This window comes from Listeria grayi (assembly GCF_900638015.1).
Lineage (GTDB): Bacteria > Bacillota > Bacilli > Lactobacillales > Listeriaceae > Listeria > Listeria grayi.
The window spans coordinates 1,012,156-1,035,510 of the sequence record NZ_LR134483.1 but is presented as its reverse complement, the minus strand read 5'-3'; the positions used below and the strand labels follow the sequence as shown (position 1 = coordinate 1,035,510).

Below are 23,355 nucleotides of genomic sequence, written 5' to 3'. Positions count from 1 at the left end.
TTCCGCCTTTTTTTATTCGACCGAGAACAAGAACGGATAGACAGGCTGACCGCCTTGATGGATCTCCAACTCGATATCCTCGTCTGTTTCTTCTAAGTATGCGGCGATCGCATCGATATTAGTCTGTTCGACATTCTCGCCGACTAATACTGTAACAATCTCTACATCTTCGTCCAGCATAGCTGCTAATGTATCGATCGCTGTTTTTTCTAACGACGGCGTGCTGACTACGATCTTACTTTCAACAAGGCCAATAAAGTCATTTTTCTTGATAGCAACACCATCGATCGTCGTATCGCGGACCGCTGTTGTTACTTGACCGCTTTTCACTTCTTGACTCGCTTCTTTCATTGCTACTTCATTTGTTTCCAAGCTCTCATCTTCTTGGAAAGCAAGCAGTGCCGCCAGTCCTTGTGGGATCGATCTAGTCGGGATCACTTTTACTTTATCGTTGCCTGCTACTTCTGCAGCTTGTTCGGCAGCCATTTGGATATTTTTATTATTTGGAAGTACAAACACATACTCGGCATTTACTTGTTCGATCGCCTTTGTGATGTCTGCTGTACTAGGATTCATTGTTTGTCCGCCGGAAAGCACATATGTCGTGCCCATGCTTTTAAACAGTTCCTCAATACCACTTCCGGCAGAAATACTGATAATACCGTACTTCACAGTTGGCGTGGCGGATGCAGCTTCTTCGCCCACAATCGCTTGGTGCTGTTCCCGCATATTTTCGATCTTGATTTTAAGTAGCGTTCCGTATTGTTCGCCATAATTCAAGACTTCTCCAGGATGTTCGGCATGGACGTGGACTTTAACGATCTCCTCATCCGCTGCCACAAGTAAGGAATCACCCATTTCACTTAGATCTTGGCGGAATGCACCTTCGTCAAATGCTTTTTTCGTTGCCGGCTGATCTTTGATCTGTACGATCATTTCGGTACAGTAGCCGAATTCGATCTCACTTGTATCCATAAAATCTTGGACATGCCGATGATGTTCGGCGTTCACCAATTCCTTCATCGAATCGATCGCTTTTGATTCTGGAATCACTTCACCGGTAAGAATGCTCAAAAAGCCTTCATAAATAAACATCAGCCCTTGACCGCCACTGTCTACTACGCCCACTTCTTTCAGGACAGGTAATTGCTCTGGCGTATGTTCAAGCGCGATTTGGCCTTTTTCGACCACAGCACGCATTACTTTTTCAACATCATTTTCCGCTTTCGCTGCTTCCATTCCTGCTTTGGCTGCTTCGCGTGCCACTGTTAAAATGGTTCCCTCTACGGGTTTCATTACTGCTTTATAAGCCGTTTCCACGCCACGCGCAAAAGCGGCTGCAAATGTTTCTGCATCTAATTCTGTCTTTGTTTCGATGGCTTTTGCAAAACCGCGGAATAATTGAGAGAGAATAACACCAGAGTTCCCTCTTGCTCCCATCAATAATCCTTTTGCTAAACTTGCTCCTACACTACTTACAGTAGAGTGGCTCGTTTTCGCAACTTCTGCCGCCCCGCTGCTCATTGAAAGATTCATATTGGTTCCTGTATCGCCATCCGGCACTGGAAAAACATTCAGCGAATCTACAAATTCTGCTTGTTTTGCTAAGTTTTCAGCACCAAGCGCTATCATTGCTGCCAATTTTTCTGCATCGATCTGTTTCGTTCCCACTAGATAGTGTCCTCCCTTATAATTCCTTGGTTACGCGCACACCCTGCACATAGATATTGACGGATTCAACATGAATCCCAAGTGTTTTCTCTAATGTATATTTGACACGTTCTTGCACGGTATGAGCTACCTCAGAGATTTTTGTACCGAAGCTGACGATAATGTACATATCGATATGCAGCCCTTCTTCTTGTCTGACAATTATTCCTTTAGTGTAGTTTTCTCTACGCAAGATATCTGTTAAGCCATCGCGGATCTGATGTCTGCTTGCCATCCCGACGATCCCAAAATTTTCTTCTGCAGCGCCGCCGGCAATGGCCGCGATCACTTCATTTGTTATGTCTACTTTTCCTAGATTTGTTTCATATTCTAAGGCCACATTAATTCCTCCAAATTAGCATAATTATACGGAACGATTTCGTCTCCACTCTATTTTACTATAATCATTTATCAATGGAAAGCATAGGCAAAAACTTCTCTTCTGTCAAGTAAAATTTCTTTGCACCTTTTTCGCATAAACACTTGCAATGTTGTAATCGGTATGGTAAATTATTCTAGTGTATGAAAACATCAAACGTTTTTAATTTATGATAAAACGTCAAAGTGACTCTGTAAGGAGGGGTAATAATGGCTAAAGAATGTGTCATCACAGGTCGTCGATCACGCTCTGGTAACAAACGTTCTCACGCAATGAACTATAGCAAACGTACTTGGAAAGCTAACCTGCAAAAGGTCCGGATCCTAGTAAACGGTAAACCGAAAAAAGTTTGGGTTTCCGCTCGTGCGCTTAAATCTGGTAAAGTGGAACGTGTTTAATCGTATATAAGCGATCATGTTTCTCTAGATAATAGAGAAATCCGGCTGCAAGGAAGTAGTTACCGCTACTTTCCTTGCAGCTTTTTTGTTTTGTCAGCGAATATAGCGCCATAACGTGGTTCGGCTGATCCCCAGCTCTTCTGCCAGTTTCGTCTTATTCATGCCTGTCTCCTTTAATCTTGTCTGGATCAAATGGCTTACGATCTCATCGAGCGGCTCTCCTTTTTGATAGCCCACCCATTTTTGTTTCTCCCCACTTTCAGTTGTCAGGTCCATTTTAATAACTTGTTGCAGTTGCGCCTGTTTGATATAGGAACTTTCCGCGAGATAAAAACTCTCTTTGATGACGCGCTTAAATTCCCCATAATTACCAGGCCAGTGATACAGTTCTAATTCCCGTAGTGTCATTTTGTCAAAACCGACGACTTGCCGTTCATACTGCCGATTGAGCTTGTTGATGTAGATCGTTGCTAAGTTGGGGATATATTCCCGCCGTTTCCGAAGTGGCGCCAACTCAATATGTAGCAACGATAAGCTTTCTTCAAAAATGCCTTCGACCTGCTTTCTGGACAGCTGCTTTTCTTCTTTTGTATAGAAAGACAAGATGATTTTATTGCGTAAAATGAGTGCGGTATCGCGGATCGCCGAAAAGAGTTGGTTTAATTGATACAGCGATAGTGCGCCGATATTTTTCCAATGTATGACTTTATTATTTTCATAGAAAAAGGATGTTGTATTTTCCAGCCATTGGCGCAGCTCTTTATCCGTTACTTTCGCGCAGTCGATCTCATACCAAGTGTCGTTTGGATACAGGCTTTGCCGGTGCACTAATTCTGCTACATAATCGATCCCTGTTCCTCTTTCACCAGTAATGAAGACGATGTCGTCGCGCACACTATAGGAAGCGATCATATTAAAAAACGGCTCCGTTTCTGTGATTCGATAAAACAAATCAAAGGAAGAAAAAGAAGCATGTTCGGTCTCTCGTTCGGCAACCGCCCCGGAAATACTTAAAAAGGGTTTCTGCGTAATAATAAGCAAACATTCTGACTCGGAAAGTGGTTGTTTTTCCACGATATAAATTTCTTCTGCGTCCTGGATCACCTGTGTTTTCATTGTTTCAAAATGAATCTTTCGCTGCAGTTTTTGAACCGCGGCATGATGAATATCTGAGAAAGTTACTTTCCCTGTATGATAGTGATAGAGCAACAAAGAGTATTTTTTATGCTGCAGCAGTGCTTGATAATAAGCGATCATTTGCTTTTTTTGCTGTAGTTGATGACCGAGCAGACGTGCAAACATCAAGCCACGCTCAATGCTTTCGCTACTTGAAACGACTTGTACGTAATTGAGTCCGACTTCTTTCGCTGCTCTAGTGGTGATCATATCGCCTAAGACCGTATCAAATCCTTCACTTTTAAGTACTTGTAGTAACCCGCGAACTTCATTTTGCTGATGGATCGTAAAAATCGCGATGTCGTCTTGCAGAATCTCAGCGACTACTCCGGCACTCGTCGTGATACTTTGAAATCCGACTAGTGCACGTTTCCCCATATACTCCCGGCTGGACTGCAACATTTGCATAATATCATATTGGGAAACGCCGACATCGATGACCGGTAGCGTCATATGTTCCTTCAATAAGGTTGCCGTCCCGCCTCGCGAAATGATGATATCAAAGTCGTGCTGCTCGATTTCCCGAACGGCAATATCGAGCCCTGCCTCTAAATCCCCGACAAAGCATGTCAGCTGAATATCCGGTTGCTGTCTGGCTGTTGTTTCCAATAATTTTTTCAATCCTAAATAAGGTGCAATACCGAGAACTTTGATGGCTTTCATGGATTTATCCTTTCCGTTCAAATTTGAAACATTTTTATGAAAATCTGTACTTTTATTTTTAATTTTACTATTAACTTCCAAACGTTTCAAATTTAAACGCTTTTCTTTTTATAAAGCGCTATCATTATCTAGCTAAAATCTTTATCATCAGTTTTGTAATCGATAACAAAAAGGAGAGAATACAAATGAAAAAACCAATTATTGCGATCACCATGGGAGATCCTGCCAGCATCGGACCGGAAATCTCGATCCGCACTTTATTAAATCCTACTTTATACGATACGACAAAGCCACTCATTATCGGTGATCTAAATGTACTGGAAAAAGTGCAACAACTTTTAAAAATCGAACAAGTCACTTTTCATCGAATCACCTCTGTTCAAGATGCCTTATTCCAACCTGGAACGATCGATGTTTTTGATATGGAACTCGTCGATATCGACAAACTTACTTTTGGAGAAGTTTCTGAAATGGCTGGAGAGGCTGCTTTTCAATATGTTGTAAAAGCAATTGAACTGGCAAATGAGAACGCTGTAGATGCGACGGTGACAAATGCGATCAATAAAGAATCAATTAATTTAGCGGGACATCATTTTGCCGGCCATACCGAAATCTATGCGCATTATACAAATTCTGCCAAATACACGATGATGCTCGCACACGATAATATGCGGGTGGTCCATGTTTCCACGCATGTTTCCTTGCGTCAAGCTTGTGATCTGGTAAAAAAAGAACGGGTTCTTGATGTTATCCGCATCGCAAATGATGCGTGTAAACAACTAGGCATCGAAAAGCCAACTGTCGCAGTCGCTGGCTTAAATCCGCACAGCAGTGAAAACGGGCTGTTCGGAACAGAAGAAGCTGCCGAGATCATTCCAGCGATTGAAGCTGCCGAAGCGGAAGGTATTTCTGTCGCTGGGCCTGTTCCTCCCGATACATTGTTCCCGAAAGCGATGGGCGGTTGGTACGATATTGTGGTCGCTATGTATCATGACCAAGGTCATATCCCGCTGAAATTAGTCGGTTTCCAATATGATCAGGAAGCGCAAAAATGGAATAATGTTTCCGGCGTCAATATCACACTTGGGCTACCGATCATTCGTACTTCTGTCGACCACGGTACTGCGTTCGATCAAGTAAACAAAGGCACCGCCAACCCGATCAGCTTGGAAAACGCGATCGACTACGCAGCTACATTAGCCAATCATAGACTCGCACAATAACAGAGAAGAAGGAGAAGATAACATGCAAATTTTAAAAACGATTCAAAAAGTCCCAGGTGGGCTGATGGTAGTTCCTTTGTTAGCCGGTGCTGCGGTCAACACCTTTATCCCCTCTGCACTTGATATCGGCGGATTCACCTCCGCCCTTTTCAAAACTGGAACCACTACGATGCTTGCCTTTTTCTGCCTATGCAACGGCGCGCAGATCAGCATCAAACAAGCTGGCCAGCCTCTACTTAAAGGTGGGGCGCTGACCTTATTCCGGCTTATCCTCGGAATCGTACTTGGCTGGCTGATCGGAACATTGTTTGGCGAAGCAGGTATTTGGGGTATCACCCCGCTGGCTTTGATTGCAGCGATGACAAATGCGAACGGCGGTCTGTATGCCGCACTTGCCGGGGAATACGGTGATTCCAGCGATGTCGGTGCGATTTCGATCACGACATTGATGGATGGTCCTTTCTTTGCGATGGTAGCACTTGGTCTTACCGGAACAGCCAAGGTTCCGGTGGAATTATTTATCGCTTGTCTTGTTCCGATTGTAATCGGTTTCATTTTAGGGAACTTAGACAAAGATATGCAAACTTTTTTGGAAAAGGGAACCGTGCTTCCGATTCCATTCTTCGCTTTTTCATTAGGCGCAGGGCTTAATTTTGCGCAAATCATCAAAGCTGGTCTCCCAGGTATCGTACTTGGCTTAGCGGTAACCGTCATTGCTGGTTTCGGTGGCTATTTTATCATGAAATATTTGATTCGATCAAAAACACCAGCAGTTGGTGGTGCGATTGGAACAGTGGCCGGCAATGCCGTGGCTACTCCAGCCGCCATTGCCGCTGTGGATCCAAACTTTTCAGCCATTGCTGCTGGATCAACGGTGCAAGTTGCTGCTTCGGTCATCATCACCGCGGTGCTTTGTCCGATATTAGTCAGCTTTTTGGTGAAACGGGAAAACAAAAAACAACTTTTGAGTAGTAAGGAATGAGCCGTTATGAAACGATTTTTGATTATTGCCGATGATTTTACCGGTGCGAATGATACTGGCGTACAATTAAGCAAACGGGGGATCTCGACAAAAGTATTTTTAAAGACGCTGACAAACCAGACGGCAGATTCTTATGTCATTGATACTGAATCACGCAATATGCCCAGCGAAACAGCTTACTCACATCTTGAAAAAATCATTGCCCCGATCGATTTTGAGCCATTTGATTTTGTCATCAAAAAAGTAGATTCGACATTGCGGGGAAATATTTTGGAAGAGCTGCAGGCAGTAGATGCCGCCTATCAAAGTGAATTGATCTTGTTTATGCCCGCATTGCCAGACCTTGGCCGGACAACTGTCGATCAGATTCATTATATCAATGGCCAGCGCCTACTCGACACGGAGATCGCAAACGATCCTGTCAAGCCTGTAACCACAGATAATATCCAAACATTGCTGCAAAATGCGTTTCCGGATGAAACGGTACATGCCCTTTCCCTTGATGCTATTTCTGCTGATGCAGAAGTCTTTCAAAACGGGCGTCTCTGGGCTGTGGATGCCCAAACGAATCATGATATGCAGACGATCATCCAATTGGCCCTGCAAACGCAGAAAAAAATCTTGTGGGTCGGTTCGGCGGGAATCGCGGACAACCTCATGGCACTTGAGATGCCGACCGCTCCTGCTTTGGCGCTAGTTGGCAGTGTCAGCGAAGTTACCAAGAAACAGATCCAATATGCGGAAAAACATAATATCGCTGTCATCCAAGTACCGATCCATGAGATCCTGCTTCATAAAAACCGTAGTCAATATGCAGCCAAAATCGCTCAGTCGCTAGCAGCAGGCAAAGATACGATCGTCCTTTCTTCTGCGAGTTATCACCGTTCTGAACTGGGAAAAACGATGGAGACCTGTGCTAAGTTGGGGATCAAACCGGAAGATGTCAATTTTACAGTACAGAGTATTTTAGGCGATATTACTAGACGCGGCATGCAGGATCAGAAGATCGCCGGTATTTTTCTGACTGGCGGTGATACCGCGATCGGGTTCCTCGATCAGCTGGCATGTAGTACTGTGGAGATCTTAGAAGAAGTGTTGATCGGAATCCCGCTCATGCGCGTTTGTGGGACTGAAAATGATGGTCTAAAAATCATCACAAAAGCCGGTGCATTCGGGAATGAAGATGCCATTTATTTTGCCATGAAAAAGTTGAAATCCTTATAAAAAAACGTTGAAAGTAGGTCTTGAGCCAACTTTCAACGTTTTTTTTCTATTCTTTTATCACTTCATTTTCCAGATACACCCGTCTCGTTAAAATACTTGTAATGATGAAAACAGCGCCGACAAAGAGATAAATAAAAATCATCGAGCCTACACCTGCGATCATTAGTATGTTGCTTGCCCGTTGATAATATCCTTTAAATAAATAGACCGTGCCGACAATCAAGAATAAGTAAACCACGAAACCAATAATTAAAAGTGTTACATGAACGGCATTTAGTTTGCCCTCTTCTTTTAATTTTAATATGTTCATTACCGTGAAGATTTGGATCAGCAAGCCAAAAACCAGACCAGCCGATGCCGCTATTTTTGCCCATAAAGCAATTTTCATCTTAAACTCCCTCGTCTCTACTTTGACTCATTAAGATCAGCCCGCTTTGAAAGGAAAACTCGCCTTCCGTACCTAGAAATTCATTACTGGATAAAGCGACTCCAAATGGAAACGCGGCGTCAGTCAATGGATATTTAAAGCCTTTCAGTGTCAGCCCGTCTACATTCCCCATTGTTGTAAAGGCGACATATTGCATATCTTGGATTTTAGTAATGGTATGAGTGCCAGGTGCATACATTTTCAAAAAATTATAACGATCGATCAACTCTACCTTTTCGATTGCTTCGCGAAACTGCGGTTTTGTCAACATCATCAGGTTAGCAAGCAAGTGATCGATTCGACCGCCGCTTGTTCCGAAGATTCGGATCACATCCGCGCCTTGATCGATCGCCCATGTTAAACCTAGCTCCGTGTCTGTCTGGTCTTTTTCGGCTGGAAACTGTTCGATAGTTGCTACCTTCGCACGTACCATTTCGAGTTCAGCGGCAGTCAATGAATCGAAATCTCCTAACGCATGATCAGGTACGATGTCGTTTTCCAGCAACCATTTTGCGCCGCCGTCTACACCAAGCCAGATGATCGTTGGTTGATTGTATGCCTCTAGATCCGGTATTTCTCGCTGTGGTCCGCCGACCATGATATGAATAACCTTCATTTTCTCACCTGCCCTGACCTTTTAGTCCCCGACCACATTTCGCAGTGTCTCGATCGGAATGCTGCGATCTTTGCTTCCATATACATAACTTCCGGCAACAAAAATATCTGCGCCAGCTTCCTTACATAATCTAGCGGTCTTTTCATTGACGCCACCGTCTACTTCAATTTTGATATCCAGACCTCTTTCAGTGATCAGTTGCTTGAACGCTTTGATTTTTTCTAAGACTTCTGGAATGAATACTTGACCGCCAAAACCTGGATTGACTGTCATAAACAGTACCATATCAAGCTCATGAAGGACATGCTGAAGGGTATCGATCGGTGTTGCTGGATTCAATACTGCAGCTGCTTTGACGTCATAAGAACGAATCAGCTGCAGGGAGCGGTGGAGATGCCTAGTCGCTTCCACATGTACGGAAATGAAGTCGGCACCTGCTTTGGCAAAAGCCGGGATATATGCATCCGGATCCTCGATCATCAAATGGACATCCAGCGGTAGTTTTGTAATCGGCCGGATCGCTTCCACCATAAGTGGTCCAAATGTGATATTCGGTACAAAATGCCCGTCCATTACATCGACGTGCAAGTAATCTGCTCCAAGTTCTTCTACTTCCTTAATATCTTTTGCTAGATTCGCAAAGTCTGCGCTTAAAATAGATGGTGCGATTTTCCCCATTTTTTAATACCTCGGCTTTCTATTTTTGATTTCTGCTAGGATCTGAAGATAGTGTTGATAGCGAAATCCTGCGATCTCGCCAGCTTCTACAGCTGTTTTCACGGCACATTTCGGCTCGGAATCATGCAAGCAACCGCGGAATTTACAGCTGCTGCCTGCTGCTTCGATCTCAGGAAAATAAATCTCGACTTCCTCTGGTTCCATTTCTTGCCACTCGATGGAGCTGAATCCCGGTGTATCCGCCACAAAACCATCGCCGATCGGTAAAAATTCTACATGTCTGGTCGTATGCTTGCCTCGTCCCAGACTTCCGGATATCTCCGCCGTTTTAAGACTGAGATCCGGATTCAGCCGGTTTAGGAAAGTGGATTTGCCGACACCGGATTGCCCCGCGATGACTGCCGTTTTTTTGCTGACAAGTTTTGTCAACTCACTTAAACTATCTGGCTCATCCAACAACAGGAATGGATACCCGATAGTTTGGTATATTGCCTGATACTGCCGAACCTCTTTTTGCACATCATTATCTGCCAGATCCAGTTTACTTACGCAAATGATTGGCTGGATCGTCTCTTTTTCGATCGCGACTAAAAAGCGGTCCAATAGATTTGTCGAAAAAGCTGGTTCCACCGCGGAAAACACCAAAATCGCGATATCTACATTGGCGATCGGTGGTCTGACCAGTGCGTTTTTGCGCGGTTCTATGTCAAGTACATAACCATCTGTCAGATTTTCCGCTTGGAATTCAACCTCATCCCCGACGAGCGGTGTGATCTTGCGTTTACGAAAGTTCCCGCGGGCGCGGCATTGATAGGTGACGCCGTCCGCATAGACATAGTAAAAACCGCTTAATGCTTTAATAATTTGTCCCTTCAGTTGAAGCCCTCCTTTACTCTGGATAATCTACTGTTCCTTCATCGACCGTTTCCTTTTCCCGTACGATCCGATATTTTGCTTTCGAACCTTCTTCGATATCAAAATTGATGGTTACCGAAGTATCTTTTGTGATGTCTAGCTCACGGAATACGGAGGAATACGTGTGATTCTTATCCTCAATGAAAATTTGGACATGCTCTTGTTTTGGTTGATCGTCATCTGCTTCGTCATCGCTGTTATCTTCCTCTTTGTATGGGATCGTAAAGTCCTTGCTCACAGTCTTCACTTGTTTTTCCTTCTCGCCTTTGGAGATCACGACGGAAATGTTATCGCCTTTGGCCATAGATGTTCCGGCAGAAGGTTTTTGTGAAATGACTTGTCCTTCTGGAACAGAGTCCGAGTATTCTTCTGAACTGGAGATTTCCAGCTGATTGGTTTTGGCATAGTCTTCCGCCGCTTTTTTCGTAAAGCCGGATAAGTTGGCAAGCAAGACAGGTTCAGGCCCTTTGCTGACAACGAAAGATATATCTGTATCTTTTGCCACGACATCTTGGTTTGCCAGTGGATTTTGCGAAATGATCATTCCTTTGTCTTGTTCATCGCTGTATGCTTCCTGGCTGGAAACCGAGCGGAAACCCTGTTCATCCAATGTCTTTTTCACCGTATCGTAAGACTTGCCTGTATAATCTTCTAGTGTGATCTTTTTCGAGCCGACACTGATATATAAATTGATCCGGGAACCTTTTTCTACTTTCTTGCCTGCTTTTGGATCGGTACTGATAATCTTGCCTTCCTCGATCTTATCACTGTTTTTCTCTATTGTTTTATTGACGTTGAAGCCTTGTGCTTCCAGATTGGAGATCGCGCTGGACTCCGTTTGATTGCTGACATTCGGAACTTCCACTGTCGTAGGTTGTTTGCCTAGATACCAAAGCACACCGATCAGAGCGGCAAATAGGAGAATCACGATAAAGGTGATCCAGAAAACTTTTTTCCGGTTCTTCTTCTTTTTCGGCTTTTTCGGTGGTGTTTTAGCAGCTTCCGGTTCCGAAACCTTTGTATCCTCGATATTTTGCATGATGTTTGCAGGGATGATCGGGATCGTTTTTGTCACTTCGTTATCTTCTTTGAAGACAAACGGTGCTTCGTTCTTTCGCTCTGGGTCAAGTGCCGTCCGCAAATCTTTTTCCATTTCTTCAATGCTTTGGTAGCGAAGGAACGGATCTTTTGCAGTGGAGCGTAAAATAATATTATCAATACTTTGCGGAATGTCGGGATTTTGTTCTTTCACAGAAGGAACGGTAGTCTGCAAATGTTTGATGGCAATCGATACGGCTGATTCTCCGTCAAAAGGAACTTTTCCCATGATCATTTCATAAAGTACGATACCAAGTGCATAGATATCTGATTTCTGCGTAGCCATTCCACCTCTGGCTTGTTCTGGTGACAAATAATGGACAGAACCAAGCAATGAATTGGTTTGAGTGATCGATGTTTCCGATAATGCCATTGCGATTCCGAAATCCGTGATTTTGACGTTGCCTTGTTTATCGATCAGGATATTTTGTGGTTTCAGATCACGGTGAATGATTTGATGTTGATGCGCCACTTTTACTGCGGAAAGAATCTGCAGCATGATGTCGACGGTTTTTTCATACGGGATCGGATAATGTTCGTGTATGTATTGCTTGAGGTCCATTCCTTCCACATATTCCATGACGATATAATGCAGGTCATTTTCTTCCCCGACATCATATACGCCTACGATATTCGGATGAACTAAACTGGTAGCAGATTGAGCTTCTCGCTGAAAACGTCGAATCAAGTTGCTTTCATCCGCAAGGTCGATACGCAGGATCTTCACTGCTACATCTCTATCTAAGATAATGTCATGTGCTAAATAAACATTTGCCATGCCACCACCGCCAATAGACTCTAGGATCTTATAGCGATTACTGATCCGTTTACCAATCATCATATGGATTCACCCCTTCCCGTCAACTTTCGCTTCGCCAGCAAAACCGTGATATTGTCTTCGCCGCCTTTGTCGTTTGCTTTCGCAATAAAGATATTCGCTTTTTCAGCAAGTGTCCGTCCACTTGCTAGGATCGCTTCGATCTCTTGTTCGGATAACATATTCGTAAGTCCGTCTGAACACAGTAGCAAGATGTCGCTCGTCTGAATCGGAAATACAAAGGTATCAGTCACAACATCCTTTTCCACGCCCAGAGCACGTAATAAAATATTTTTGCGCGGATGGTTGAAAGCATCTTCTGCCGTTATTTCTCCTTTGCGCATCAATTCATGAACAAGTGAATGATCTTCTGTCAATTGAGTCAGCTTATTATTTTGGAACAAATAGCCCCTGCTGTCGCCAATATTGGCAACTACGAGCTGAGAATCGATCACGATCGCAGCAACGAGTGTCGTTCCCATTCCTTTTAAATCTATTTCTCTTTGCGCACGTTCCAAAATCGTTTGGTTAGCTAGCTCGATATGCGTTTTGAGCCATTGTTCGATCTCTTGCACCGTAAACAGCGAATCTGTCTGCTGCCAAGCTTCACTCAATGTGTGGACCGCCATTTCGCTAGCGATATCACCGGCCTGATGACCGCCCATACCATCTGCAACGATGACGATCGAGATCCCATTTTTATTTTGAAAAACGCCGCCGTTATCTTCATTATGTTGTCTGATCCTACCTCGATCTGTACGAAACTCTACTTGCATCTGTTTCACCTCTTTTAGATTCTGCTATTTTTCCGAATACTCGAAACGAAGAAACCATCGCTTCCGATCGCAGTCGGAAGCAGCTCTAAGTAATCTTCTGTCAATAGCTCCGCAACTGCTTTCGGCACTTGTACACGCTCTAGCTGAAATTCGGGATGATTGGCTAAAAAGGTTTTTAAAACAGTCGCATTTTCTTCTTTATCGATTGTACAAGTACTATATACTAATATACCATTTTCTTTTAATAACTGGCTAACTTCTTCTAAAATTTCTAGCTGGATCGCAGCAAGCCTTTGAATATCATTTTCTGTCTTGCTGTATTTGATATCCGGTTTACGGCGCAGTACGCCAAAGCCGGAACAAGGTGCATCCACTAAGATCCGATCAAACATTTCCGGTTCAAAGACTTCGCTTGCTTTTCTCGCGTCATAAGCTTTGGTCCGAATATTCATCAAACCAAGCCGGTCAGCTGCCTGCTCGATCAGTTTGGTTTTTTTCTCATGGATATCCAGGGCATAGACGATCCCGGTACCGTTCATTTTTTCAGCGATGTGGGTGGTTTTCCCCCCTGGAGCGGCACAAGCATCGAGAACGGTCATTTGTTCTTCTAATTGGAGCGCGTATGCTGGCAACATCGAACTTTCATCTTGGATGCTGATGATCCCCTTTTGATAAAGTTTTGTCTGTGCGACTGTTCCTTTTTCGACAATCAACGCTTCATCAAGATAGGGACTAGGGGTCGTTTCAATGTCGATTTGGCCTAATTCCTTCGCAGTCTGTTCGCGTGGCTGTTCCAAGCGGTTGACGCGGATCGTTTGATGCGGTGGCACTAGAAATGCCAGACCGATTTCCCGAAGCTGAGTCAAGCCAAATTGTTTTTCCCATCGTCTTGCCAGCCAAAGCGGCAGACTTGTCTCGATCGCTACTTGTTCCACTGGATCGGCAATATCAGTAATCGCTGGGATGCCCTGACGGATCAAATTACGAAGCACGCCGTTGACAAATTTCGTTACTCCTTGGTGACTACGTTGTTTGGCGATCTCGCCTGCTTCATGCAGAATCGCGTGTTCAGGGACTTTGTCTAGATAGACAAGTTGGTAGACAGACATCCGCAAAAGTTCCAGCACCCAATCTTCTGGCTGTTTTTTTAAGAAAGGTTGCAAATAGTAATCCAATGTCAAGCGACGTTGTAATGTCCCATAAACTAGTTCTGTCAATAGATTACGATCCAGTGCTTCTAGTTTTGTTTTTTTAAGTGCGTCATTGATAAGTAAATGACTGAAAGATTGATTTTTTTCGATTTTGAGTAAGATTTCAAGTGCTGCTTCTCGGACACTTTGTGTTTTTTTCATTTATTCACCAAACCTTGCTTCATTTTTCAAACTCGCCAGCGCACCCGCTAGATAAGATTGGATCGTCATTTTCGGCTTACCGGCCGGTTGGATCACTGTTGGGAAAATCACTGTACCGTCTCCGGCTGATATCCCCAGCTGATCTTTTTGAGCAATGACGATCGTACCAGCTTCTGCTTCCACATGCTGATTATCATCGATCGTCGCTTCCCAGATCTTGAATGTCTTTCCAGCCAGCAGCGTGTAAGCGACAGGCCAAGGGGATAGACCGCGGATCTGGTTGAAGATCGTTCTTCCCGATTGCGACCAATCGATTTTTTCTTGTTCCCGGCTGATATTGCGGGCAAAGGTGACCTGTGATTCGTCTTGCGGGATCGCTTTCGTGCGTCCTGCCAAGAAATCTGGCAATGTTTCCATCAGCAAGTCGGCTCCTAATTGGCTTAATTTATCAAATAGAATGCCCGTATTATCGGCGTCTGTGATCGGAATAGCACGGCTGGCGATCATGTCTCCCGCATCCAGCGCTTCTTCCATATACATGATCGTTACACCTGTTTCTTTTTCACCATTCATTACCGCGTAATGCACTGGTGCCCCGCCGCGGTATTTTGGTAGCAGCGATGCATGGACATTGATAGCACCATGTTTTGGAGCTTCTAACAATGCTTTTGGCAAGATCTGACCGTAAGCAGCGGTCACCAATAGATCCGCTTCTAGATCGATCAGTGTTTGGAGTTCCTCAGATGTACGCAATTTCTCAGGTTGATAAACGGGAATGCCATATTCTTCTGCTGCAACTTTCACCGGCGGCGGTGTCAAAACCCGCTTTCTACCAACAGGGCGATCCGGCTGGGTCACAACAGCGATACAGTCATATCGCTCGGCTAATCTTTTTAGGACAGGAACAGAAAATTCAGGAGTTCCCATAAAAATAATTTTTGTCATTCGTTCGCACGCTCCTTACATCATAATATAGGGTTGGACATCGATCGCGATAACAAGCCCTTTTGCTTGTTCTTTTTGGTAATGCGCTATAATTTCTTTTAAATCTTTTTTTAGTTCTGGCTCCGATTTATATTTGATAATACTTTGATAGCGATATTTATTTTTGATTCGAGTGATCGTGCTTGGTACTGGGCCGAGGACAATACTCTGATCGGATAATTTGGAACGTAAAAATTGGCTGATCTCTTGAATGACTTGGATCACTTGGCGTTCATTCTCGCCGCTGACATTGATAAGTGTCAGGTAATAAAACGGCGGGTAACCACCTAATTTTCGGATGCGCATCTCATGTTCATAAAAACCGTGGTAATCATGTTCTTTCGCAAATTCAATGCTATAGCTTTCCGGATTGTAGGTCTGGACGATGACTTCTCCTGTTAAATGACTACGTCCAGCCCTTCCACTTACTTGCGTCAACAACTGGAAAGTTCGTTCCGAAGCGCGGAAGTCAGGTAGATTGAGCATTGTATCTGCGTTGAGCACACCTACCAATGTGATCGAAGGGAAATCCAGACCTTTCGCGATCATTTGTGTACCAAGTAAGATGTCGGCTTGTTTCTCTTTGAATTTTGTCAGTAACTTTTCATGCGCGCCCTTTGTCCGTGTAGTATCTACGTCCATCCGAATGATTTTCGCTTCTGGGATCAATTTATTAAGATTTTCTTCCACTTTTTGAGTCCCGGTACCAAAGTAGCGGATATGTGGGCTCTCACAACTTGGGCAGTGCTGCGGCATTCGTTCTTCATGACCGCAGTAATGACATTTAAGCTGATTGCTTGCTTGGTGATAGGTCAATGAAATATCACAGTTCGGACATTCCGCCACATAGCCGCAGTCCCGGCACATCACGAAGGAGGCATAACCACGTCGGTTCAGCATGAGGACGATCTGTTCTTTTTTCGCTAACCGATCTTTGATTTTTTCAAGCAATGCGGTGGAAAACATTGTTCGGTTGCCGCTGCGCAGTTCTTCACGCATATCGATGACTTCTACACTTGGCAAGGCTTGTTGGTTCACTCGCGCCTCTAGTTCCAGCATCTGGTAGCGGCCTTTTTTAGCCCGGGCAAAACTTTCCAGTGAGGGTGTTGCACTACCGAGCACGACCGGACAACCATGCCGTTTGGCGCGCCATATAGCTACATCGCGAGCATGATAACGCGGATTTTCTTCTTGTTTATAGCTGGATTCATGTTCTTCATCCATAATGATCAAACCAAGATTTTCAAACGGAGCAAAGATCGCGGAACGAGCACCGACCACGACTTTCGCTTCTCTGCGCTCGATCTTGCGCCATTCGTCATACTTTTCTCCCGCTGATAGAGCGCTGTGCAGAACGGCTACTTCTCCGCCGAATCTGGCTTTGAAGCGCTCGACCATTTGCGGAGTCAAGGCGATTTCCGGCACTAAGACGATGGCTTCTTTTCCTTCCGCCAATGTGGCTTCGATACTTTGTAAGTAAACCTCGGTTTTTCCGCTGCCGGTAACACCATGCAATAGAAAAGTTTCCGACCGGCTGTTTTGGCTTGCTTCGATGATTCGCTCACATGCCTCTTTTTGAGCAGGTAGTAAAACCAGCGGCTTGCTTGCTTGAAATTCTCTGCCTTGATAGGGATCACGATTGATCTGACGGTCTTCAATCTGGATAAATCCTTGTTCCGCTGCTTTGCGGATCGTTGCATCGGTGGCGATTTTTTCATCTTTTAAATATTTCACACGGACTGGTTCCGGGTTCACTTGTAGGTAAGCAAGCAACCTGGCTTGTGCTTTTGCTTGTTTGGGCAGCTGTTCGATCTGATCCGCTAGTTGTTGAATAGATAAGTTAGTGACCACGTATCGAGCCGTTTTCTTTGTTACTTTATTTTTGACTTGGTAAACGATTTCGACGCTACCGTCTTGCAACGGCTTTTTCAACTTCGGTAGCAAATTGTTAACTTCTGCTTGTTTGAAATCGAGCGTTTCTAGTCCATCAAATAATTGCCACAGCATCTCATCACTTTCGTCGCGGATCACAAAATACTTCTCGTATTTAGCACGCATTGCGGCTGGCAGCATGGCTTGATAAGCTGTAACGCGAAATGCCAAGGTGTCTTCAGCCAAATAATCGCCCAGTTCCATCAGTTCCGTGTTCAAGACGGGTAAAATATCCATTGTTCGCTCGATCGTTTTTAATTTCGGATTTGGTTCGGTTTCCGCTATTTCAACGACAAATCCTTGCACTTGCCGATTTCCAAAAGGAACGGAAACGCGCATCCCGGGCCGCATGACTTCAAGCAATGCCTCCGGGATCATATAATCAAAGGGGCGGTCTACTTGAAGCGCAGGCACATCCACGATAACTTTTGCTATTGGTATCATTTATTCATTTTCACTTCGCTTTATAATGAGCGCGATGATCTTTTGTGCTACCTCTGCTTTTGCAAGGATCGGCAGCTCATGGACAGCTCCGTTGTCTTCGTAGATAGTAACGATGTTTGTATCTGTTCCAAAACCTGCGCCGGATTCCGCTACGTTATTAGCGACAATAAAATCAGCATTTTTTTCTGACAATTTCTTTTTCGCATTTGTTTCTAAGTCCTGCGTTTCAGCAGCAAATCCGACCACTACTTGTCTTGGTCGTTTTTCGGTTCCGATCGTTTTTAGAATATCTTTAGTACGCTTCATGCTAACGGTAAAATCACCCGGTTGTTTTTTGATTTTATGGGCATGGACTTCAAGTGGCGTATAATCGGCAACTGCAGCGGTGAAAATAAAAATGTCTGTATCGGCTTGGTGTGTTTGTACGGCCTGATACATGGACTCCGCAGAATCAACGAGGACATGCGTCACACCATGTGGTACTGGCAAGGCATTCGTTGTAGCGATCAGGGTTACTTCCGCACCGCGCAAAGCAGCAGCTTCCGCGATTGCATAGCCCATTTTACCAGTCGAATGGTTGGTAAAATAGCGTACTGGATCGATTTTTTCACGCGTTGCTCCAGCAGTGACAAGTACTTTTTTGCCTGCTAGGTCATGCTGGCGGGCTCCGAAAAATTCTTCGATCCGAGCCACAATCTTCTCGGGTTCTTCAAGGCGACCTCTACCAACATACCCACATGCTAAATAGCCTTCTTCAGGTTCTATAAAGCGGATGCCGTCAGCATATAGTTGTTCGATATTCCGCACAACAGCAGGATGGCTGATCATATGGACATTCATGGCTGGCGCGACCCAGACTGGCGACTCTGTTGCTAGCAAGGTGGTGGTGATCAGATCATCAGCGATCCCGTTTGCCATTTTGCCGATCGTATTGGCAGTGGCTGGTGCGACGATAACGAGATCTGCCCAGTCTGCTAGATCGATATGTGCGACAACGCGAGAATCTTTTTCATCAAATGTATCGGTATAAACGTCATTACGCGACAATACTTGGAAAGACAAAGGCGGTACAAAGTTTGCGGCATGTTCAGATAACATGACTTTCACATTTGCACCGGCTTGAGTTAATTTGCTAGTCAGCGCCACGGCTTTATACACAGCGATACCGCCAGTGACTGCTAATAAAATGTTTTTTCCGTTCATCATAAACTTCCACCTCATTCATAAACTCTTCCATCCATTATAACATGACAGGCCCTTATTCTTACACAAAAAAACCGTAACGGCAAAAGAAATAGATGTACTCCACTCTTTTACCACTACGGTCTTTTAGATCCGGCTTAGTCTTCTTCCGAAAGTACTAAATTACCAGAATAAATCTCTTCTAGCGCTTTACCGACATATTTATCGGATTGATAACTTTCAAGCGTGCCGTTATCATTGTCCTGCTGCATTTGACGAGCTCGTTTCGCTGCTACTGTAACCAGCGAATACTTCGAGTCGATTTTTAATAATAGATTGTCAATTGACGGATATAACATCATTTTAACCCCTCCAACATTTTTTGATAACGATGAATCACGCGCTCCGTTTTCAGATGCTCGGTTTCCACGATACCTTTTATTTTTGCAACTGCATGTGAGACTTTATCATTTACAACCGCATAATCGTAAGAAGACATCATTTCGATCTCTTTTTTGGCTGTTTCCATCCGTTCTTCCACAACCGCCATTGATTCCGTCCCACGACCGACGATACGATTTTTCAATTCGGCAAGGTCAGGTGGTGTCAAAAAGATGAAGATCCCTTCCGGCATTTTCTCTCTGACTTGAAGTGCGCCCTGCACTTCGATCTCCAAGAAAATATCTACGCCGCTCGCAAGTTTTTCTTCCACATAGTCCAGCGGTGTCCCATAGTAATTGCCCACGTACTCCGCGTATTCCAGCATTCTCCCAGCAGCGATCGCTTCTTCAAATACTTCTCGCGTCCGAAAATAATAATCTACGCCATCTTTTTCTCCCACGCGCGGTTTCCGCGTCGTCATCGAGATCGAATACTCGAATGTCGTAGCTTCATCTTTAAAAATCGCTTCTCTGACAGTACCTTTCCCCACTCCAGAAGGACCAGACAATACAATCAAAAGGCCACGTTCTGCCATTACTTCCCCTCCTGCCATTCATTTCGACGCTCTCACTTTTAACGTCCTTGTCGCATGTATGTTTCATTATAGCAAAATAAGCAGGAAAATCATATAGATTACGGAAATTTTTACAGCAGGAAGTTGGTTAGCACAAAAATCATCCAGGAACATCTGGCTACAATTCTGCTAGATAAAACTATGCGTTTCTTCTGTGTGTTTATGTTTGTAGATCGCGATGGAAGCAAACAGCAGACTGTAAGCAAATAAGACAAAAATGGCAAATAATAAGCGGCCGCTAAGCGCATCATGCTGCATTTCTCCAATTGCATCCATGACCCAGTACTGCGGCATAAAGACTGCAACTTTCTGCATGAAAGCTGGCATGATCGAAACCGGTATCAACGCCCCTGATAATAAAGAAGAAAGCGTGAAAACAATCATTTGCAGCGCACTGACACTTGTCCTGTTTTTCGCCATAAAACCAAATACTAACGATAAAAGCACCGCCATGATCGCATAGATCAGCAAGATAGCGAACAATTCTAGATAAGAAAAACCAGGCTCGATATGAAAAACGAATTTCATCCCCACTAAGCATAGCATGATCTGGAAAACTAATGTGGCGAGCGCGAACAAGGAATTACTCGTTAAATATTGTCTGCTGGTAAATGGTGCAGCCATTAAACGGTAATAAGTCCCGTCTTCTTTTTCTTGGAAGATAAGCTCCCCGAGATTTCCAGCTGAATACAGCAGCATCATGCAGAAAAAGCCAATGATCGCACTAGTCATCATGATCGTCGTATCCTTTTCTACTCCTACTTGTTGCTCTTTGATCGTCACTTTCGCGTGTTCATACGCCTCTTTATATGTTTGGAAAGAATGATCCGGATCACTCAGCTGGACAAACTTGACTGTTCTGCTGATTTGATTATTGAGCAATGCCTTCACTTGATTGGAGATTTCTGCTCCGCGAACAGTCTGTATCTCAAAACCGCGTGGCTTTCCCTCTTTTAGACTGGCATTGCTTCCGGGATGAAAAACAATCAGCCCATCGATATTGCCATTAATAACTTTCTTCTTCCCGGTTTGATAATCCAGCAATTTCGTGTCGCTATCCGCTTGTAAGCCTTTAACCACTTCAGCAGTATAGACGCCATTGTCCTGATTGACGACACCGATCCGAAGGTGACTGATATTATCGCTGGATTGATAGGAGAAAAAGTAAATAATAATGCTGATGATCGGTGTACCAACCAAGACTAGCAGCCGAAATTTATTTTTCCAAAGAACTTGCGCGTTATGTTTAAATAACCAGCCGATTGCTTGCATTTAGTACACTTCCTTTCGATTTTGCCAGAGAGTCATTAAAATGATCAACCCAATACCGATACTTAGATTCAGTAAAATCGGCAACATGGCTGCATTTGGTTCATGATTATATAAAATTTGCTTAACACTGTTGCTCGCCCAACCCAGCGGTGAGAATTTTTCCATTGCTGCTCCGTTCGTTGGGAAATAGGCGCCGCCCATAAAAGCAAAGACTTGGATCAACATGCCGCCAGCTCCGGTTATCACAGGGTTCCCGTTGCTGATCATATCGACTGTCATCCCTAGCAGTATCGCTAAGATCCCCAATGTGAAATAAGTCAAAGAAACGATCAATATATGATTGCCCCATTCCACGTGGAAAACAAACTGAGAGACGATCATCAGTATCGCTAAAATAAGCGCTAAAATGACTAATTCACCTAAAAAGTTGCCGACGATCAGTGCTTGCTTTTTGACAGGTGCGGTATAGATCCTGCCGATCGTATGACGAGTCTTTTCCCCGCGCATGACATATGTGCCGCTATAAAAGTTGAACATCATCGACAGGGCGATCAGCGCGATCGCATAGTATTGGAATGAACTGACATTCTTAGAAGAACTTAATTTGTGGACCGTGATCGCATTTTCGTCTACTTGTGCGGATTGCAACGCTAGTTTGATTTTACTCGGATCAACACGCATGACGCCATTTACTACTTGATAATTGGCTGTGAAGGCTTGGAGATAATTTTGCAATACACTATTTTCCACAACATCGGGATTGTTAGTAACCACATGAAGCGTTTTTGCGTCCGTTTTCACTACTGCAGTCACCTTGCCATTTTTCACAGCCCGTTCCCCCGCTTGCGCTTCCATTGGTCGGAATCTGACCCTATTACTGTCCGCTTTTTTCGCAAATGTTGCAAATGCTTTTCCCATTTGGGTTTTAGTATCTGCTTGATAAGCAATCGTTAGCTTATCTAACTTGATATTTTCGCTAAAACTGTTTTGAAGCGCACTACCGAGCACAAACATTAAAGCAAGCGGGAAAAGCAGCATGTAGATCACGTAGCTGCGGTCGCGCATTCCAAGTTTTACACTCTTTTTGAGGATATGCCAAATCATATGCCGTTCTCCTTTCTAATCTCGTAATTTTCGGCCTGTTAAATTTAAAAAAACAGTTTCTAAATTCAGCGTTTGCTGATTCACTTCCATGATCTCGATCTTTGCAGCGATCAAAGTCGCTAATACTTGATTGAGATTATTGACTTCAGTAGAAGAAGTCACACTGATTTCCGAATTCCCAATCAATTCTACGGTTTGAACACCCTTGATCTGTTTCAGGGCTTCTATGTCGATCGCATTACCATTAGCATTTATTTGGATACGCATATCTTTGACGTCCGTCACCAGTTGGATCAGTTCTTCTTTTGTCCCCTCAGCGATGACTTTCCCATGATCTACAATCGCGATATAGTTGCATAATTCTTCTACTTCTTCCATGTAATGGCTAGTGTAAATAATCGTGGAACCACGGCGATTGAGCTTGTGGATCGACTCCAAAATATAATTACGCGACTGCGGATCGATCCCAACAGTTGGCTCATCCATAATAATCAATTCCGGCGAATGCGCGATCGCACATGCAATATTTAGCCGTCGCTTCATCCCTCCCGAAAAAGTTTTCGGACGCTCATTTAAATTATCAGCTAATCCTACGAATACCAACGCTTCTTTCGCGGCATCTTCCAACTTTGCGCCCCGAAGACCATACAGTCCGGCAAAAAATTTTACATTTTCTAATGCAGAAAGATCATTGTAAAGCGCTATTTCTTGAGGAACAAGACCAATTCGCTTTTTGATAGTCAGAGGGGCCGCATCCAATGATTCACCAAACACACGGATGTCTCCGCTAGTTCGCTTCATTAAACCGCTTAAAATATTGATTATCGTACTCTTTCCCGCCCCATTCGGACCGAGCAGACCAAAGCTTTGCCCTTGTTCTACAGTTAAACTGAGATTATCCACTGCAGTTTTCTTTTGGAATTTTTTTGTTAACCCCTCGATTTCGATAATATTCATTTCACTGCCTCTTTTCATTTTTCGTGATAGT

The 23,355-nt window shown here is 44.0% G+C and carries 22 protein-coding genes; 4 read left to right on the top strand and 18 right to left on the bottom strand.

Going from position 1 to position 23,355, the window contains the following annotated elements; all coding sequences use genetic code 11:
* Positions 1-12 precede the first annotated feature (12 nt).
* Both EL241_RS04965 and EL241_RS04960 read right to left on the bottom strand, forming a co-directional pair.
* Positions 13-1,671 (bottom strand): DAK2 domain-containing protein, encoded by a 1,659-nt coding sequence (locus tag EL241_RS04965; protein ID WP_036106925.1) that lies wholly within the window; start codon positions 1,669-1,671, stop codon positions 13-15.
* 16 nt (positions 1,672-1,687) lie between these two features.
* Complete coding sequence (locus tag EL241_RS04960; protein WP_003758629.1) at positions 1,688-2,050, bottom strand: Asp23/Gls24 family envelope stress response protein; 363 nt, start codon at positions 2,048-2,050, stop codon at positions 1,688-1,690.
* A gap of 248 nt (positions 2,051-2,298) precedes the next feature.
* Here EL241_RS04960 and rpmB point away from each other — a divergent pair, with 248 nt between their 5' ends.
* Entirely contained in the window at positions 2,299-2,487 is a 189-nt protein-coding gene (rpmB, locus tag EL241_RS04955; RefSeq protein WP_003758626.1) for a 50S ribosomal protein L28, read from the top strand.
* Between the two features lie 93 nt (positions 2,488-2,580).
* On the opposite strand, the gene EL241_RS04950 is transcribed toward rpmB, so the two are convergent.
* Entirely contained in the window at positions 2,581-4,326 is a 1,746-nt protein-coding gene (locus EL241_RS04950; RefSeq protein WP_126320395.1) for a sigma-54-dependent transcriptional regulator, read from the bottom strand.
* A 185-nt stretch (positions 4,327-4,511) separates the two neighbouring features.
* On the opposite strand from EL241_RS04950, the gene pdxA reads away from it, so the two are divergent.
* The 3 genes from pdxA to EL241_RS04935 are packed head-to-tail and all read left to right on the top strand — an operon-like array spanning position 4,512 to position 7,755.
* Positions 4,512-5,549 carry a 4-hydroxythreonine-4-phosphate dehydrogenase PdxA gene (gene pdxA / locus EL241_RS04945; protein ID WP_003758622.1) on the top strand — a complete coding sequence of 346 codons (1,038 nt, stop codon included), beginning with the start codon at positions 4,512-4,514 and terminating at the stop codon, positions 5,547-5,549.
* A 22-nt stretch (positions 5,550-5,571) separates the two neighbouring features.
* The gene (locus EL241_RS04940; RefSeq protein ID WP_003758620.1) at positions 5,572-6,531 is read left to right on the top strand and encodes a 2-keto-3-deoxygluconate permease; all 960 of its coding nucleotides are present in this window, start codon (positions 5,572-5,574) and stop codon (positions 6,529-6,531) included.
* A 6-nt stretch (positions 6,532-6,537) separates the two neighbouring features.
* A complete protein-coding gene (locus tag EL241_RS04935; RefSeq protein WP_126320394.1) occupies positions 6,538-7,755 on the top strand; it encodes a four-carbon acid sugar kinase family protein in 1,218 nt (405 codons plus the stop codon).
* 46 nt (positions 7,756-7,801) lie between these two features.
* Here EL241_RS04935 and EL241_RS04930 read toward each other — a convergent pair whose 3' ends face one another.
* The 15 genes from EL241_RS04930 to EL241_RS04860 form a co-directional block, all read right to left on the bottom strand.
* The gene (locus EL241_RS04930; RefSeq protein ID WP_003758617.1) at positions 7,802-8,143 is read right to left on the bottom strand and encodes a hypothetical protein; all 342 of its coding nucleotides are present in this window, start codon (positions 8,141-8,143) and stop codon (positions 7,802-7,804) included.
* Position 8,144: 1 nt separating this feature from the next.
* A complete protein-coding gene (locus tag EL241_RS04925) occupies positions 8,145-8,798 on the bottom strand; it encodes a thiamine diphosphokinase (RefSeq protein ID WP_003758615.1) in 654 nt (217 codons plus the stop codon).
* 21 nt (positions 8,799-8,819) lie between these two features.
* On the bottom strand, positions 8,820-9,476 hold the full coding sequence (rpe, locus tag EL241_RS04920; RefSeq protein ID WP_036106937.1) for a ribulose-phosphate 3-epimerase: 657 nt from the start codon (positions 9,474-9,476) through the stop codon (positions 8,820-8,822).
* Between the two features lie 3 nt (positions 9,477-9,479).
* Positions 9,480-10,352, bottom strand: coding sequence for a ribosome small subunit-dependent GTPase A (gene rsgA, locus EL241_RS04915; RefSeq protein WP_036106940.1), 873 nt, complete (start codon positions 10,350-10,352; stop codon positions 9,480-9,482).
* Between the two features lie 13 nt (positions 10,353-10,365).
* On the bottom strand, positions 10,366-12,330 hold the full coding sequence (pknB, locus tag EL241_RS04910) for a Stk1 family PASTA domain-containing Ser/Thr kinase (protein ID WP_036106943.1): 1,965 nt from the start codon (positions 12,328-12,330) through the stop codon (positions 10,366-10,368).
* Complete coding sequence (locus EL241_RS04905; protein WP_003758608.1) at positions 12,327-13,082, bottom strand: Stp1/IreP family PP2C-type Ser/Thr phosphatase; 756 nt, start codon at positions 13,080-13,082, stop codon at positions 12,327-12,329. Before EL241_RS04905 ends, pknB begins: the two co-directional genes overlap by 4 nt.
* A gap of 14 nt (positions 13,083-13,096) precedes the next feature.
* The gene (rsmB, locus tag EL241_RS04900; protein WP_126320393.1) at positions 13,097-14,434 is read right to left on the bottom strand and encodes a 16S rRNA (cytosine(967)-C(5))-methyltransferase RsmB; all 1,338 of its coding nucleotides are present in this window, start codon (positions 14,432-14,434) and stop codon (positions 13,097-13,099) included.
* A complete protein-coding gene (fmt, locus tag EL241_RS04895) occupies positions 14,435-15,379 on the bottom strand; it encodes a methionyl-tRNA formyltransferase (RefSeq protein ID WP_036106946.1) in 945 nt (314 codons plus the stop codon).
* 15 nt (positions 15,380-15,394) lie between these two features.
* Positions 15,395-17,794: a primosomal protein N' gene (gene priA / locus EL241_RS04890; protein ID WP_126320392.1), complete on the bottom strand. Its 2,400-nt coding sequence runs from the start codon at positions 17,792-17,794 to the stop codon at positions 15,395-15,397.
* Positions 17,795-18,997 (bottom strand): bifunctional phosphopantothenoylcysteine decarboxylase/phosphopantothenate--cysteine ligase CoaBC, encoded by a 1,203-nt coding sequence (gene coaBC / locus EL241_RS04885; protein WP_077912815.1) that lies wholly within the window; start codon positions 18,995-18,997, stop codon positions 17,795-17,797. It lies immediately after the preceding gene.
* Positions 18,998-19,134: 137 nt separating this feature from the next.
* Positions 19,135-19,335, bottom strand: coding sequence for a DNA-directed RNA polymerase subunit omega (gene rpoZ / locus EL241_RS04880; protein WP_115346412.1), 201 nt, complete (start codon positions 19,333-19,335; stop codon positions 19,135-19,137).
* Entirely contained in the window at positions 19,335-19,952 is a 618-nt protein-coding gene (gene gmk / locus EL241_RS04875; protein WP_036106949.1) for a guanylate kinase, read from the bottom strand. The genes rpoZ and gmk overlap by 1 nt, the downstream gene beginning before the upstream one ends.
* A 168-nt stretch (positions 19,953-20,120) precedes the next feature.
* Entirely contained in the window at positions 20,121-21,263 is a 1,143-nt protein-coding gene (locus EL241_RS04870) for an ABC transporter permease (RefSeq protein ID WP_077912805.1), read from the bottom strand.
* Positions 21,264-22,367, bottom strand: coding sequence for an ABC transporter permease (locus EL241_RS04865; protein ID WP_036106952.1), 1,104 nt, complete (start codon positions 22,365-22,367; stop codon positions 21,264-21,266).
* A gap of 15 nt (positions 22,368-22,382) precedes the next feature.
* Positions 22,383-23,324 carry an ABC transporter ATP-binding protein gene (locus EL241_RS04860; protein ID WP_036106954.1) on the bottom strand — a complete coding sequence of 314 codons (942 nt, stop codon included), beginning with the start codon at positions 23,322-23,324 and terminating at the stop codon, positions 22,383-22,385.
* Positions 23,325-23,355: the final 31 nt, after the last annotated feature.

Bases quoted from the DNA above. Each gene is read 5' to 3' on its own strand.
- rpmB (WP_003758626.1), top strand. From the start codon at position 2,299: ATGGCTAAAGAATGTGTCATCACAGGTCGTCGATCACGCTCTGGTAAC.
- EL241_RS04950 (WP_126320395.1), bottom strand. From the start codon at position 4,326: ATGAAAGCCATCAAAGTTCTCGGTATTGCACCTTATTTAGGATTGAAA.
- pdxA (WP_003758622.1), top strand. From the start codon at position 4,512: ATGAAAAAACCAATTATTGCGATCACCATGGGAGATCCTGCCAGCATC.
- EL241_RS04940 (WP_003758620.1), top strand. From the start codon at position 5,572: ATGCAAATTTTAAAAACGATTCAAAAAGTCCCAGGTGGGCTGATGGTA.
- EL241_RS04935 (WP_126320394.1), top strand. From the start codon at position 6,538: ATGAAACGATTTTTGATTATTGCCGATGATTTTACCGGTGCGAATGAT.
- EL241_RS04930 (WP_003758617.1), bottom strand. From the start codon at position 8,143: ATGAAAATTGCTTTATGGGCAAAAATAGCGGCATCGGCTGGTCTGGTT.
- EL241_RS04925 (WP_003758615.1), bottom strand. From the start codon at position 8,798: ATGAAGGTTATTCATATCATGGTCGGCGGACCACAGCGAGAAATACCG.
- rpe (WP_036106937.1), bottom strand. From the start codon at position 9,476: ATGGGGAAAATCGCACCATCTATTTTAAGCGCAGACTTTGCGAATCTA.
- pknB (WP_036106943.1), bottom strand. From the start codon at position 12,330: ATGATGATTGGTAAACGGATCAGTAATCGCTATAAGATCCTAGAGTCT.
- EL241_RS04905 (WP_003758608.1), bottom strand. From the start codon at position 13,082: ATGCAAGTAGAGTTTCGTACAGATCGAGGTAGGATCAGACAACATAAT.
- rsmB (WP_126320393.1), bottom strand. From the start codon at position 14,434: ATGAAAAAAACACAAAGTGTCCGAGAAGCAGCACTTGAAATCTTACTC.
- fmt (WP_036106946.1), bottom strand. From the start codon at position 15,379: ATGACAAAAATTATTTTTATGGGAACTCCTGAATTTTCTGTTCCTGTC.
- priA (WP_126320392.1), bottom strand. From the start codon at position 17,794: ATGATACCAATAGCAAAAGTTATCGTGGATGTGCCTGCGCTTCAAGTA.
- coaBC (WP_077912815.1), bottom strand. From the start codon at position 18,997: ATGAACGGAAAAAACATTTTATTAGCAGTCACTGGCGGTATCGCTGTG.
- rpoZ (WP_115346412.1), bottom strand. From the start codon at position 19,335: ATGTTATATCCGTCAATTGACAATCTATTATTAAAAATCGACTCGAAG.
- gmk (WP_036106949.1), bottom strand. From the start codon at position 19,952: ATGGCAGAACGTGGCCTTTTGATTGTATTGTCTGGTCCTTCTGGAGTG.
- EL241_RS04870 (WP_077912805.1), bottom strand. From the start codon at position 21,263: ATGCAAGCAATCGGCTGGTTATTTAAACATAACGCGCAAGTTCTTTGG.
- EL241_RS04865 (WP_036106952.1), bottom strand. From the start codon at position 22,367: ATGATTTGGCATATCCTCAAAAAGAGTGTAAAACTTGGAATGCGCGAC.
- EL241_RS04860 (WP_036106954.1), bottom strand. From the start codon at position 23,324: ATGAATATTATCGAAATCGAGGGGTTAACAAAAAAATTCCAAAAGAAA.